This window comes from Sporomusa sp. KB1 (assembly GCF_007830295.1).
Classification (GTDB): Bacteria; Bacillota; Negativicutes; order Sporomusales; family Sporomusaceae; genus Sporomusa.
Window position 1 is genome coordinate 435,057 of sequence record NZ_VLKC01000002.1, and the last position, 13,929, is coordinate 448,985.

Genomic DNA, 13,929 nt, shown 5'->3' on the forward strand with positions numbered 1-13,929 from the left:
TTAGCCCCTCCTCTGCGTTTTAGTGCCTATAGCCGCTTTTACCTTAGCCCAGAGAGTAAGGTCATTGCTTTGGTGCTCTTGGTCAAAATCCGGAATACTGCCAATAACCGGCAGATCAAGGTATTGCTTGACATCTTCGGCGGTTCTGATTGTTTTATTCATATATTCCAATCCAAATGCAAGACCTGTTCCAGCAAACAGACCTACTATAACCGCAATTACTATGTTCAGCATTTTCTTAGGCTTGACTGGTTTTTCAGGGGCAATAGCCACATCAATAATTTGCACCTCGGTGGGCTGCATGACTTCACTAATACGGGCTTCTTCATGGCGCTTAGCCAACATGACGTAGATTTCCTGGGCCACACTAGCGTCACGCATAACCCTGACTAACCCTTGTTCTTTTGCCGGCAGTTTAATAAGTTCCTTTTCATTGTCGTTAATAATACCGGCAATGGCTTGCTTTTGGGCAGCAGAAGCCGCAATCTCGGCTTCTGACTGAATCTTACTCTGCAGCAAGCCTTGATGAATAGGGTTCATAGATGGGGCTTCCGCATTTACAATTCGGCTGACTTCGACATTGATTTTGGTTCTTGTTTCATCTATTGCTGCCTGAGTTGCTATGACTTCAGGATGGTTGCCGGTATATTTTTGTAACAGGCTGACAAGCTGTACTTCATAGTCGGCTAACTTTCCTTTATACTGCTGGATTAACGGGCTGTCAGCAACAAAACCTTGTTTTTCCCTGTCCAGTTGCTGCTGGGCGCTACTTAACTTAGCCTGCGAAGCCGCTGTGTTTACTGTATTTTGGGCCGATAGTTGATTGATATCTTTCAGTCGATCAACCATCGCTTTCGTTTCTTCCGTAGGTGCAACAATTTTATTATCCCGCTTATACATTTCTAGCAGGCTTTCAGCTTTTTCCAACTCCTGTTTGGACCCCTGCAAACGCTGACCGATAAATTCCCTGACTACCGTTTGCTCAGAACGCACTAAGCTAGTTAAGCGATCGGTAAAGGTATTTACCAGTATATTAGCAACATCTCTGGCCTCTTCCGGTGATTTGGCCTGCACCTGGATTTTCAGGATTTCGGTGTCTTTGACTGGCTGGGTAGTAATAGTCTTCAACATACCTTCATATGTAGGTATATTTTCCTTATTTTGTTGGGTTTTATCAATAACCGTCTGTATAACGGTGCGGCTCTTCAGAATCTCCGCATAGGTTGACATCAGTTGTTTGGTATTACTGCCACCGGTAGGCATATCGGCGAGCAACGAATTGGCAAGCCCTTTTGGTTGTTTGATTCGTAAGGTAGTCTCAGCCTCGTAAGTAGGGGGAATTAGGAAACTAATAATTGCAGCCGCTATCACGAAAGCCAGAAATACTTTCGTGATTATTCCCCGGCGTTTTTTTAGGGTTTTTATTATATCCCGCAGATCTAGGGTCGTTTCATCCACAATTCTTCCTCCAATGCTCGTTGTGTATTTTGCTATAAACTAGTCGTTTTTCATATTGTCCACATAATACAGTCCGCTGACAAACGGCATAATGTCTCTAGCAAAATCAATCCGGCCATTATCCTTGAGGAAGACAATGTCACCATCAGCTAGCGGGTAGTTTTGCGTCAGATCTGCTTTGTTAAGAAGATTTATCAAATTGGCTGTCTGCACTTTTCCAGGTTCAGCTTTTCGCAACACCATAACTTTTTTCTTCGCCGCTTCTTTGGTATAGCCACCAGCCATACTAATCGCATCCAAAAGATTGTGCTGTCTTTCAATTTCGTACATACCTGGTTTGCTTACTTGACCCAAGACATAGATTCGGGTGGTATGGAATTTATCCACATTCACTGTCACTTGCGGATTTTTAATATACACACTCAACTTTTTCATCAAGCCCTCGGTAAAATCACCAGTAGAAATACCTTCAACTTTCATCTCCCCCACCAGTGGAAACGAAACTTTGCCATCCGGTCGTACTATGACTTGCTTTAGCTGTAGTTCCTCATACCCCCAAACCCCGATGGAAAGGATATCTCCGGGTGCCAAGTGGTAGTCAGCAGCCGTAACAAGCTGAATTGGCGTAATGAATACAATGATAGCCATAAGAAGCGTTCTTAAAGTACTTGCCACTTTTATTCCTCCTGATTTACATGATAATATCCAAATTCTTGCTAGATAATAGTTCTGCATAATTTTGCATAATCCTGCCAACTTGATTTGTAAATTTTTGGATGAACAAAAAAATACTCAGTCCCTTTAAACCGAAAAACAATAACAGAATTCTATTCTTATATTGGTCCAACAACAATGCTACCCCTTCTTGGGTGAAACGAAGGTAATTGATTTGTAATTATTAGATTAGCTACTACAATGTTGCCTTGGCTATATTTAACAACAAATTCAATGTAAATCTCATCTCATCTCGGCGACATAGTATAAAAGTCCCATCAATAGGACTTTAACAGCATATATTGTACCATGAAATCCCTCAATTGTAAAAAAAGTATTTAGTTTTGGCAATATCCAGTCGTCTATAATAATACAACGAATTAGCCTTGGACAATACTATCCGAAAGTATACTCTTTTCCATCAACCATTCTTGTGCTCCATATTAATGGGAAACCGTGGTGGATTGATCATACAAGTAACACTAAATCACCTTCCTTCTAAGGATAAGGCTAAAAAGCAAAAGCAAAGGCTAGCGTCTATATGCGTCAGCCTTTACTTTGCTGAGTTGTATTAATAAATTTGTCACAATCCTCAGCATCCTCAAATAAGCCCCTTTGTCTGGTGTTTTACTTATTGAAGTTTTAGCATAATTACGATAAAATTACGCTAAAATAACCTAAGGAGTGGCTAACATGGCACAGATTGGACCTGTATCTGATTTAAGAAACAACTTTGCTGACATTTCAAGGGTTTCATTCTTTCGTGCTTGCCTTGGCACAACAGCACAAAAATATTGTCTTCCTTCTAGCAAGAAAAGTCCCTGTTCCTTTGTCTGCCTTCACACCCATAGTCAAAAATGGAGATTAGCCTTCGTCTTTTGGGTAATCGAAATATAAGAAAGTATATTTTTGAGCTAAAGCTTTCACCTGTTTGGGGGACATTTCATCCATATCTATAAATTCATATTCATGTTCATTACCTTTACGTCCATAAATATCCAATCCGTTAGTTATACAGTTTTCTATGTATTCCGCCGAATAAGCATTCGCTTTCGATTCGACAATTGAATTTAATTTTAGCAAAATTTTATCAATTCCACCTAAATAAGAGAAATGCCAACCTCCGTTCTTTATTCGAGGGAATTTATCCCTTCTATTTCTCATTTTTTGCGGAGTGGAAAGATTTTTACCCTTAGTTATCACAGTCCCGTTCCAGCGGCCTTTAGAGCGGCAGTTAACAAAATAGTAAAATAATGTTTGTTCCAAAGCAAGAGGCGTTCTATCCAATAAGCTCAGGCCGTGATTTTTCAGGATACTTTGTGGAAGAAATTGGATTACCTGTATTAAATCCAACTGTGATCTGTTTCGTGTCTTGAAAACTACATGACTTTTATTACTATTTAATTCTTCTAGAACATTGGGGTTGGGAATTTCGTCCACATCTGATATAAAGACGATATCTTCAGAATCAATATTTTGCAAGCCTCTGGCGATACAGTTTCGCTGATAATTTTCTAGTATCCACTCATTACCAGGATTGTAATCCGGCATATCGTCAACTTTTATATGAATTATTTTATTAAGATAATCTGCAAATCTGTCTTTATTTTTTTCAAAATAAAACTCTTTATTGCTGTTCTTATGAGTTTTATTTGCTTCCACCAGTACAAAATAATCTACCATATTGTTCAACAAATTTAATCGTAGTTCTAATAATTCAAACTCATTAAAAAAGGTAAAGCAGTCATAAACTTTCATGGAAATCACCCTCACTACTTCTTTTTTGTGGTAAAAGTTTTATTCTTCTCTTTCCGTCTGCGTTATCCGAATAGTCCCTTAATGACCTATAAATACATCTTTAAACTTTTCCATAACCGCTCTGGGATTAAACCGTTCCGAATAAGCATCCCAACTTTTTCCTGAATCTCCTTTTTTGAATCTAAGCAGTATATTTGTTAAAGTTTGATAATTGAAATAATGAATCCCTTTATTCCCTAATATTTCAATATGACTACGTTCCCGTATGTAAGGTGCGTCGCAGGTAATAACCGGCTTATTACAGATGGAAAACTCACCGCAGGTAATACCAAAGCTTTCTCCCTGCCGTCTGGCATGAAGCATCGCATCACAGGTTTGAATAAACTTTCTTTTATATATAGGATCGGCTGTCCCTTCTAAAAAAATAATATTATTGATTTTATTCTTAGAAAACATCACCGGACTTACAATCTTATTGATCCATTTTTTACGAAAGAAACTTTTATCTTCTAAAAAATTTTCCGTATTCATAAATAAAAAAAATATATCTTTTCGTTTTTCGGCTACTTTATAAATTACCCGTTTAACAAAAGGAAGATCAAAGGTTTCTCGGCCACCGTAGCGGCCGAAAACAATTGCACTGCTGGGTATTCCCAATTGAGACCGTAAATCTCCATCCTCTTCAGGAAGCAGTATCATATGTGGGACATAGGGGCTCTTTCCCCCCGTCATCTCATTACTGAGCCACTCAGAGACATAGGCGTACACATCACCATGAAAATCATGGTGTTTAAATACCGCATGAATGCAGTTTTTTACCCCGTTTAGCACTATGCCGTCATTTTTGCCTGATTTAATTGCGTAAAAAATATCTATTTTTTCAGTGTCTGCATACTGCTGCAATTCTGCCAATGTATCGTAATAGATTACCTTAAAACGTTTGGCAAACTTTTCGACGGCCAAGGGATGATGATGTCCATCCCGCCTTGTTGCCACAACAGACTCGTTGTTTAAGTATAGTTCATTAAAATGAGCATAATCATATAATGCAACTTCAGTGCCCCGTAGTGACAATTGATTAGAATGGAATAGAATTTTCATCGTTATATTCACGCCTTTCGCTGCGTTCAAGGCACAAAATGTTATGAAAATTCGTGCCAGAACGCCTTATTTTTTCTATACTCTAGCTTACAGGAATAACGGTATACGACCAATCACGGGGAGAAGGTAAAACCTTTCTCGTTTTCGCTTAGGCTTCCAGTCAATGCCTTTGTTCCCTGTAATTTTGTATAAAAAGGAATTTCGTATGTCCCTTAAAATCGTTTATCCTATTTGCTGTGTGCTGTGGTATTGATATCCATAAAACTTTCGTTTTTGCCTGCATCGCTTCCACCAATCGAATATTACTTTCTGAGCTCGGTACGAACATGGAAGCGAATTCGCCAGGAAACAGCGAGAATAAACACTTTATACATTCAAGTTATTCTCAAAGTGGTTTCTCTGTAAAATAGATTCATTACGGCCACATCAGGATATAAATAAAACCGTTACCCCTTAGAGTACAGGAATACGGCGTTTTCACTCAAAAGTCCTTTTATAGTATACAGTAACTCCGTCTTTCCGAAACAAGAGACTTGTCCCCTTGTCTGAGTCCTAATCGAAAGAATAATCTTTGAGATCGTATACTCGAAAAAAGGTTTATGGTGGCCAAATAGCAAATTGATTTAATGCGCAAATAATACAAGGAGAAACATATGGATAAAGTTGCAATTATAGTATTAAATTACCTAAACTATAAAGACACCATTGAGTGCATCGAGAGTATCGCCATCGATCAGTACCCGCTAAAAGAAATAATTATCGTGGACAATGGGTCGACCAATGATTCTAAAGCAAAGCTGGAAGAAATGTTCAGGAATAATGATGAAATCCATTTATTAGCGAATGATAAAAACGCAGGTTTTGCCAGAGGCAATAATTTAGGCATCCGCTATGCCAGAGATATTCTGGGGTGTAGCTTCGTATTGCTTGTGAATAATGATACCATCTTCAAAGATCCCAACATGATAACTACTCTAATGGGAGCCTATGAGCCGGGAGTAGGTGTATTGGGTCCACGGATCTTAGCCGCTGACGGACCTGAACAAAACCCGGCAAGGGTAATGGTCAGAGGTAACCTACAACAGCATTTGTATTATTGGCGTATAAGGCTTAAGCAAAGCTGTTTGTATCAAAGCCTAAAAAGGCTAAGGCCAAATATCTTTAGGAAGAAAAAGAAAAAAAACGGTAAAATTGCGCGCAATAATTTGGCCTTTAAAAGTATCACCTCGGCAAATTTAGTATTACATGGATCCTGTTTTCTCCTTACCACAGATTACTTTAAGTATTACCCTTGGCTTTTTCCGGGTACCTTTCTCTTCTATGAAGAGGCTATTCTTACCATACTGACTGGTAAAGTGGGTTTAGTAAAGAAATTTGTTCATACAACCTATATCTTTCACAAAGAACATCAGGCTACTGAAATGAGTTTTGAGCATAAGAACAAAAAAACCGAATACTTTACGGATAGCCTCAAAATGGCTAATGAAATCTATTCATTAAACTATAAGACCTTGATAGAACTGTATTTTAAGCCATAGTAGGCTGCACTCCACTAGTCAGCAATTGTCTTTGGGCAAGAAAAACCGCATTAAGCAATCAATTGCATTAGCGCTAGTTGCTATTCAGTGTATCATAATAAACCTTCCGAGTATTTATCGCCATATCTCTCATAGTAAACTTTTTTGCCCTGTTCATTCCGCTTGTTTTTAGTTTACCGGCTAACTCACTGTCGGTCAGTACCCGTATTATGGCTTGCGCCAACTTTGCTGGATCTTTGGGAGGAATAAGAATACCGCTTTCGCCATCGATAATAATTTCTGCTGTCCCTCCTGTGTTGGTTGCCACAACAGGGGTACCTGCGGCCATGGCTTCAACTGTCACTAAACCAAACGGCTCATTCCATGATGCTAACACAAAAACATCCAGATCCCTCATTATTCCGAGAATATCATTGCGTACTCCCAGAAAGTTTACAGCACCGTTAATCCTTTTCAATTCCGAAATATATTCATCACTACCGCCACCAATGACAACAAATACCGTGTCTGGAAGCTTGCACAATATCTCCGGGATGCTTTGGATAAATGTTTCCTGCCCCTTACTCGGATTAACACGACCAACCATACCTACAATTTTAGTTTGTGGAGAAATACCCAATTCCTTCCGTAATGTTCCCGGCTGCGCGGCCGAGTATTTTTCTACATCTATTCCATTGTAAACCACTGCTATTTTTTCGGACGGAAAAATCGTTATTGCATTTTTAACTGTCTGAGACACAGCTATTACTTTATTTACTTTTTTATATGCCCAACGGCGCAGCCCACTGTTTTTTAAGGGGGCGCGTATATGTCTGGTTATGACTATCTTCAGTTTCGGGTTAAAGAATTTTGTCCAAATTGCCAGCCAATAGTCTCGCCCCGTATGAGCATGAATAATGTCTACAGAGTTTTCTTTGCAAAACTTTGCCAGTATCCAAGCGCTCCTAAAATCAATGACTGTTGCAAGTGGTAAGTTAAAGACCGGAATATTTGCTTCTCTGGCATTTTGGTCGATGGCACTTCCCGGCCGGCATGTCAGAACTATGCTTTCTCCTATGTCTATTAGTTCTTTGCACAACAGACATACATGTACTTCACCACCGGCCCAATTCTTCATGGAGTTGATCTGTAACACCTTTATGGAGTTACTTTGTTCCATAATTATTCCCCCTGTCCATGGCAAGAACATGCTAAGTCTCACTTATCGCTATTTTCGTCGCTTCTACTACTTGTTCAACGCTGATATCTTCTATCAAATTTCCTTTTTGCGGTCTTACAGCCCATTCCGGATGTCTATAGGGACCAATTCTCAGGTAATTGGTAGGACCAACAAGCATAACTGTGCGCTTTCCCGCAGCTAGCGCGGCATGCATTAACCCAGTATCTCCACCTACCACGATTGAAGACAGCGTCGTTAACCCCACAGATGTAAGAAAATCAGACTGCCCTGCCGCGACAGGGAATTGGGTTGCCACATCATTTAGTTTCTCCCGTTCTGCCGGGCCTCCGCCAAACACGATCTGAAGCCCCTGGCTTTTCCAGTATTCAGCAAGGATCACATACCGCTCTATTGGCCAAATCTTACCATTAACGCCATCACCCGTAAAAGGTTGCATGAATATCGTAGGTTTTTGCAGGGAAAGGCCCCATTGGTTAAACAGTGTTTTAGCTTTCTCTAAGTTATCTTTCGGTACAATGTATTGATTTTTAACTGGAAAAGGCGTTAACCCGCCTTGTTCAAGCAGTTTAAGATGCTGATCAATAAGATGAACATCTGGTAACCGCCTTATAAAAGTATTAGTATAAAACCACTGCCGTACTGGCTTTCTTGATTTAATTGATCCCCAGCGATGTTTTATCCTACTTAACCATAGTAAAAAAGCATGTTCCCCATGTCCGACAAAATCAACCGCTAATTGATAGTTATTATCTCGAATGGTATGAAATAGCTCTGTACTCATTTTCCCTATCTCTAGTATGTTTTTAGAAGAAAGCACTTTATTGCTGATAACCAGAACCTTATCAAGATCGGGAAATCCTCCTAAGACATGTGAATATCGATCCTTAACTAAAAAACTAATTTTGCTATTTGGAAAATTGGCCTTAAGCATATAATAGGCGGGAAGAGTAAAAATAATATCCCCTATGGCGCCTCTCCGGATCATTAGAATATTCTCTATACTATCTTTCATTAAACTATTCCTCCATTTCTCAGCATAGCTAAGACTCATACTTTTGCTGCATAGATTTTATAAAAAACAATACTTTATTTTACAAAGAAAGGCAATAATAGCTAATGTATATTATATTGCAGTAACTTCTCTCTTGCAACTGTCATGTTTTGATGCCAAAACCACTGCTCAAAACCGTTCCGCGGCTTCCAGAACAATAGCAGGAATTTAAATTTTCTTGTTGAATTTGTGAATTTATATTAAATTAAGCTTAGTGCTTACTTGACTGGTGTTGCTCCGCAGTCAATAGCGCTTGAATTATTAACTATTGGGAGATGACACTAGCTTGGACAAACTTGTATCAATCATCGTTCCTGCATATAATGTGGCTCCAGAAATTGGGGATTGCATTCGTTCTGTGCAGCAGCAAACTTACCCTCACTGGGAACTGATAGTAGTAAACGACGAATCAAAGGACAATACCGAGGTAGTAGTGGAAGAATTAATGCGGGATGATTCCCGCATTCGATTAGTTAACCAGGAAAATGGTGGTGTATCAAAAGCACGCAATACTGGGCTAAGTAAGGCATCCGGAGTATATATTGCTTTTCTTGATGGGGATGACATGTGGGAACCCACTTTCTTGGATGAATTGATAGCTGCCAAGGAAAAATCCAACGTGGATATGGTTTATTGCGGGTATTCCCATTTATATACTAGCGGTCTAAAACGAGGATTTAGCTATCCGTATTCAAATGGGCATATCTTAATGGATGTTATCAACAAAACAACTCATATTCATATCGGCGCCATCCTAGTAGATAGAAGCTTTATTGCCCAGATGAATTTATCATTTACTGAAGGATGTTTAGTTGCTCAGGATCAAGAATTTATTAAAAAACTGGTGTCTCGCGCTAATGTCCAAGCCGTACCCAAAGAGCTAATGATTTATCGAATTCGTTCTGGGTCGGCGGTAAGAGCCAAGTGGAACTGGGAGAAGCATATTCATGGTATACATGCTTTTCGGCGGGCTGCTGAGTTTATTCTAGCACAAGATAATCCCCATTACGACAAACAGCAACTCATCTACGAGCTAAATGCGAAAAATGCTTCCAATTTGTATAAGTTACTATGGCGAATGATTAAGCACGGCTATCAACGCGAAGCATTGACATTAATGGATGACCAAGAAAACGCATTCATCTTATCCCAACTTGATAGGTCTAAAATTAATTTACTCCAAAGAGTTAAGTATTGGGCGGTTAGATCAAGAAATAACGCAATTTGGCGATTAGTAGGATTTTTGTAAAGAAGATATATGGAGGAAATTTATGCATGTTTGTATGATAATGTCCAGTTACCACGGCGAAAATACATTTCAGAGCGGGGCGGAACTGCAGGCTCATACACAGATTCAGCTACTGAAAAGCTTGGGCTGCAAGCTCACGGTCATTACTAAAAAGCGATCTTCACAGAGTCAATATAAAGAGATTGTCAACCGAACAATCATATACCGGGTATTTCCAACAGGACTGCGATCGATTAGGGCCGCCTTGCTGCTTTTTCAACACCGCCATGAATTTGATGTTGTCCACATTCATGGACAGCATCTCTTCAGCACCCCTGTTATTTTGCTCTGTCGGCTACTTGCTATCCCTACAATACTTAAAATTACCATTGCCGGCCAGACAACAAGCCCAATGGCACTGGATAAACTGTTGCCGAAAGGCTGGAATCCTTGCCGCAAACTGGTTAATGGAGTTTCTCGCCTAACTTCTGCTTATTTGGCGATTAGTACGGAGATTGTTGACGAACTGAAATCCCAGGATATTGCTCCAGATAGAATTGTTGCTTTGCCTAATGGAGTGAACACAGAGCGCTTCCACCCGGTAACAGCTGAAGAACAGCAGCAATTGAAGTATAAATTGGGATTACCGCCAGATAAAAAAGTGATGCTTTTTGCCAGCCGCTTGATCGAGCGCAAAGGCTATGACATCATGCTTGAAGCCTGGAGAAACATTCATCTCGCCTGTCCTTCGACAGTTCTCATGCTGGTGGGAAAAGGTTCACCTGAGGCTGTGCATGCTCTTGAACAATTGCAACAGGAATTGGGCAAAGATTCTATTTTCTATAAAGGCGAAGTCCTGGATACTGCGCCATATCTTCAAGCCAGTGACCTGTTTATTTTTCCGTCCCGACAAGAAGGATTACCTAACGCATTGCTGGAAGCCATGGCTTGTGGTTGCGCCTGTGTGGCATCTGATATTGGTGGCTGCAGCGATCTTATTATTTCCGAAAAAAACGGATTACTGTTTCCAAGCGGTGATCCAGCAGGTTTAGTCGAAGCGGTGAAGCTGATGATGTCGAAGTCGGAACAAATGGAGACGTTCGGCCAAAAGGCTTATGAGACTGTCAAAGCTAACCATGATATTGCTATTATTGGAAAGCAATTGCTTCAACTCTATCATAACCTGCTTGATGGGAAAAAACCGGTTACTATTAATCGATAGATCTGATGTTAAATGCCCGGGCTGAAGCAGAAACAATGCTCCAGGAACCTAAGAAATAGAACCAGCCTTGTTAAATCACAAGGTTGGTTCTATTTCTTAGTCGCAGTTCCCCAAATACACCAGAGCAACCTAGGGGTGGTTGACTAAGCGCATAACTGCATCAAACACCTGGCCGACTTGTATATCTGCTAAACAGTCTTTGCCATCAGGACACTGCCGCTTCCAACAATTCTGGCAAGAATGTCCGGGTCGCAATATAATATGCCCTTTTCCATGGGGCCCGTTACGTTTAGGGTCGGTTGGGCCAAATAAGGCGACCACTGGGGTCTCCATGGCGACGGCTAAATGCATGGGGCCAGTGTCGCCGGCTACGACGGCACTGGCATTTTGTAATATATATGCCAATTCTTTTAGCGATGTTTTTGCACTAATATCAACAGGCGGGATATTGGTCTGCTCCAGTATCTTTTGAACTAAATGCTGCTCATTCGGACTGCCAGTAATCACTGGAATAAGATTGGCTTCGTACAGTTTATTGGCCAATTGGGCAAAATGCGGCAAAGGCCAGCACTTGTTCGGCCAGTTTGTCCCCGGTATCAGAACAACATATTTACTTGCTATATCCATTCCGGCCAGTTTGAGTTTTGCTGCCGCCATTTCTTCTTCAGCGGAAGTGATATTGATACAATACTGGAGACTACCTGTATCACAGCCCAACGCCCGGACAACATCAAGATACCGGTCAACAACATGCCCTTCCCGATTGGGTCCGTACACCTGCTTGCTGACTTTATTGCTATATTCCCGGGCGTTGCAGTATACAAGACGCTTGGGCGCGCCGCTCAGATAGGCAATAGCCGCACTTTTGAAAAGACCTTGCAGATCGAGGGCCAGGTCAAAACGGCGCTTGCGCAGTTCACTAATGAAGCCGGGCACATTGCACAGCAGACCGGTCAAGGTTTTGAATTTTGCTTTATCAAAAATAATAATTTCATCTATATTGGGGTTGTTAGTTAACAAATCGTAGGCCGGTTTTTCCACAACCCAGGTTATTCGGGCTTGCGGAAAGCATTTTTTCAGGGCTGGCGCTACAGGCAGCGCATGAATTACGTCACCAATGGCGCTTAGTTTGACAATAAGGATATTGGTATAACTCAAATAGGGCACCTCCTGACGGAGTGTGGCGACCTCGCCTTTCATACTTCACGGCTGATTTTTTTAATAATATTACTGGATGACCGCCCCGGTACCTCAGGTACCAATACAATACGACCACCATGGGCGGCTACTATTTTACTTTCAGGCAGTGTTTCGATGGTATAGTCACCGCCTTTTGCATAAACATCAGGTTGAACTACAGCAACCAGGTTTTCTGCTGTAGTTTCATCAAAAACAACCACATAATCGACTGCTGCAAGACCGGCAAGTACTTCGGCTCTGTCCTCCTGGCAATTAACCGGGCGGTTTGGTCCTTTGAGCTGCCTTACCGAACTGTCACTGTTCAAACCAACAATTAGACAGTCGCCTAGTTGCCGGGCACCTGCCAGATAGCGAACATGACCGGCATGTAATATATCAAAACAGCCATTGGTAAATACAACAGTTTTCCCCGCTGCCTGTAATGTTTTACTGATGATACCGCTAGTTGTCTGATCCACAATTTTCATCCGTAATACTCTCCAATCGCGACTTTGAGCTCTTGCGGCGTAGTAGTGGCTGTACCAGGCTTACGCACAACAATGCCTGCAGCAAAGTTAGCCAGGCAGGCAGCCTCTACATAATTCGCGCCAGCAGCCAATGCCAGCATCATAGTGGCCACAACTGTATCACCAGCACCTGTCACATCGTAAACCTCGCTCATATTGGTTACTGGAATATGAGTATGGGTGCCATTGCGATTGAATAGTGTCATCCCGTCCGGCCCCTGGGTAATTAAAATTACCTCTGCCTTTAGTCGTGCCAGCATGAGTTCGGCGGCTTGCTGCAACTGACTGCCATCAAGCACTTTTAAACCGATAGCAGCCGCTGCTTCTGATTCATTTTGTTTGACAAGCCGAATACCTTCATATGCCATAATATTATAGCGTGAGTCGACAATCGATGGAATGCCCACCCGGTTACAGACGCTAATCACCTGTTCCCTAATGGCGGGTGAAATTGTCATACTGCCATAGTCGCTAATGATTACAGCCGACATGTCTTGAAGTGTTGCTTCAATATAAGTAAGCATCTTTTGTTCAATAGCAGTGCCAAGCGATTCTTTACTTTCACGGTCGATCCGCACGATCTGCTGACGAACAGTAGCCTGGCCTCCAGCCATAATACGGGTTTTGGTAATTGTTGGCCGCGAGGCATCAATAAAAAGTCCATCTGTATTAACCTTTTTGTCATGCAGGCTGTTGGTAAGCTGCTCGCCTGCATTATCTTGACCAACCACGCCAACAGCATACACCTGTCCGCCTAGGGCGGCAGCATTATGGACAGCATTAGCCGCGCCACCTGGCACTACGATTTCATGGGAGTGTTCAAGGATAAGAACAGGTGCTTCACGGGATATGCGGGCTATCTTACCTTCAAGGTAAACATCGGCAACCATATCCCCGATAATCATTATTTTTTGATTCTGGAGTTTATCGATATAATGCACTAGATTCCGAGACATATGTGGAATGGCTCCTT

12 protein-coding genes are annotated in these 13,929 nt (G+C 41.3%); 3 read left to right on the forward strand and 9 right to left on the reverse strand.

Annotation, left to right across the window (positions count from 1 at the left end; all coding sequences use genetic code 11):
• The 4 genes from SALPA_RS05825 to SALPA_RS05840 form a co-directional block, all read right to left on the reverse strand.
• Complete coding sequence (locus SALPA_RS05825; protein WP_145090881.1) at window positions 1-1,458, reverse strand: GumC family protein; 1,458 nt, start codon at window positions 1,456-1,458, stop codon at window positions 1-3.
• A gap of 39 nt (window positions 1,459-1,497) precedes the next feature.
• Window positions 1,498-2,133 carry a polysaccharide biosynthesis/export family protein gene (locus SALPA_RS05830; RefSeq protein ID WP_255450875.1) on the reverse strand — a complete coding sequence of 212 codons (636 nt, stop codon included), beginning with the start codon at window positions 2,131-2,133 and terminating at the stop codon, window positions 1,498-1,500.
• 903 nt (window positions 2,134-3,036) lie between these two features.
• Window positions 3,037-3,930, reverse strand: coding sequence for a hypothetical protein (locus tag SALPA_RS05835; protein ID WP_145090884.1), 894 nt, complete (start codon window positions 3,928-3,930; stop codon window positions 3,037-3,039).
• A 78-nt stretch (window positions 3,931-4,008) separates the two neighbouring features.
• Complete coding sequence (locus SALPA_RS05840) at window positions 4,009-4,842, reverse strand: hypothetical protein (RefSeq protein ID WP_222427886.1); 834 nt, start codon at window positions 4,840-4,842, stop codon at window positions 4,009-4,011.
• Between the two features lie 842 nt (window positions 4,843-5,684).
• On the opposite strand from SALPA_RS05840, the gene SALPA_RS05845 reads away from it, so the two are divergent.
• Window positions 5,685-6,569, forward strand: coding sequence for a glycosyltransferase (locus SALPA_RS05845; protein ID WP_145090890.1), 885 nt, complete (start codon window positions 5,685-5,687; stop codon window positions 6,567-6,569).
• Window positions 6,570-6,642: 73 nt separating this feature from the next.
• On the opposite strand, the gene SALPA_RS05850 is transcribed toward SALPA_RS05845, so the two are convergent.
• Both SALPA_RS05850 and SALPA_RS05855 read right to left on the reverse strand, forming a co-directional pair.
• The gene (locus tag SALPA_RS05850) at window positions 6,643-7,728 is read right to left on the reverse strand and encodes a glycosyltransferase family 4 protein (RefSeq protein WP_186450931.1); all 1,086 of its coding nucleotides are present in this window, start codon (window positions 7,726-7,728) and stop codon (window positions 6,643-6,645) included.
• 31 nt (window positions 7,729-7,759) lie between these two features.
• Entirely contained in the window at window positions 7,760-8,761 is a 1,002-nt protein-coding gene (locus tag SALPA_RS05855; RefSeq protein WP_186450932.1) for a glycosyltransferase family 9 protein, read from the reverse strand.
• Window positions 8,762-9,086: 325 nt separating this feature from the next.
• Between SALPA_RS05855 and SALPA_RS05860 the strand changes: the two genes are divergently transcribed.
• Both SALPA_RS05860 and SALPA_RS05865 read left to right on the forward strand, forming a co-directional pair.
• A complete protein-coding gene (locus SALPA_RS05860) occupies window positions 9,087-10,049 on the forward strand; it encodes a glycosyltransferase family 2 protein (protein WP_186450933.1) in 963 nt (320 codons plus the stop codon).
• Between the two features lie 22 nt (window positions 10,050-10,071).
• Entirely contained in the window at window positions 10,072-11,250 is a 1,179-nt protein-coding gene (locus SALPA_RS05865) for a glycosyltransferase family 4 protein (RefSeq protein ID WP_145090904.1), read from the forward strand.
• A 129-nt stretch (window positions 11,251-11,379) separates the two neighbouring features.
• On the opposite strand, the gene waaF is transcribed toward SALPA_RS05865, so the two are convergent.
• The 3 genes from waaF to SALPA_RS05880 are packed head-to-tail and all read right to left on the reverse strand — an operon-like array spanning window position 11,380 to window position 13,912.
• Entirely contained in the window at window positions 11,380-12,408 is a 1,029-nt protein-coding gene (gene waaF, locus SALPA_RS05870) for a lipopolysaccharide heptosyltransferase II (protein WP_145090908.1), read from the reverse strand.
• Window positions 12,409-12,446: 38 nt separating this feature from the next.
• Entirely contained in the window at window positions 12,447-12,917 is a 471-nt protein-coding gene (rfaE2, locus tag SALPA_RS05875; RefSeq protein WP_145090910.1) for a D-glycero-beta-D-manno-heptose 1-phosphate adenylyltransferase, read from the reverse strand.
• Window positions 12,914-13,912: a bifunctional heptose 7-phosphate kinase/heptose 1-phosphate adenyltransferase gene (locus tag SALPA_RS05880; RefSeq protein WP_145090913.1), complete on the reverse strand. Its 999-nt coding sequence runs from the start codon at window positions 13,910-13,912 to the stop codon at window positions 12,914-12,916. The genes rfaE2 and SALPA_RS05880 overlap by 4 nt, the downstream gene beginning before the upstream one ends.
• Window positions 13,913-13,929 lie beyond the last annotated feature (17 nt).

What these genes read in the sequence shown, in the direction of transcription:
- SALPA_RS05880 (WP_145090913.1), bottom strand. Translation starts at nt 13,912, where the DNA reads ATGTCTCGGAATCTAGTGCATTATATCGATAAACTCCAGAATCAAAAA.
- SALPA_RS05835 (WP_145090884.1), bottom strand. Translation starts at nt 3,930, where the DNA reads ATGAAAGTTTATGACTGCTTTACCTTTTTTAATGAGTTTGAATTATTA.
- SALPA_RS05845 (WP_145090890.1), top strand. Translation starts at nt 5,685, where the DNA reads ATGGATAAAGTTGCAATTATAGTATTAAATTACCTAAACTATAAAGAC.
- SALPA_RS05855 (WP_186450932.1), bottom strand. Translation starts at nt 8,761, where the DNA reads ATGAAAGATAGTATAGAGAATATTCTAATGATCCGGAGAGGCGCCATA.
- SALPA_RS05865 (WP_145090904.1), top strand. Translation starts at nt 10,072, where the DNA reads ATGCATGTTTGTATGATAATGTCCAGTTACCACGGCGAAAATACATTT.
- SALPA_RS05850 (WP_186450931.1), bottom strand. Translation starts at nt 7,728, where the DNA reads ATGGAACAAAGTAACTCCATAAAGGTGTTACAGATCAACTCCATGAAG.
- rfaE2 (WP_145090910.1), bottom strand. Translation starts at nt 12,917, where the DNA reads ATGAAAATTGTGGATCAGACAACTAGCGGTATCATCAGTAAAACATTA.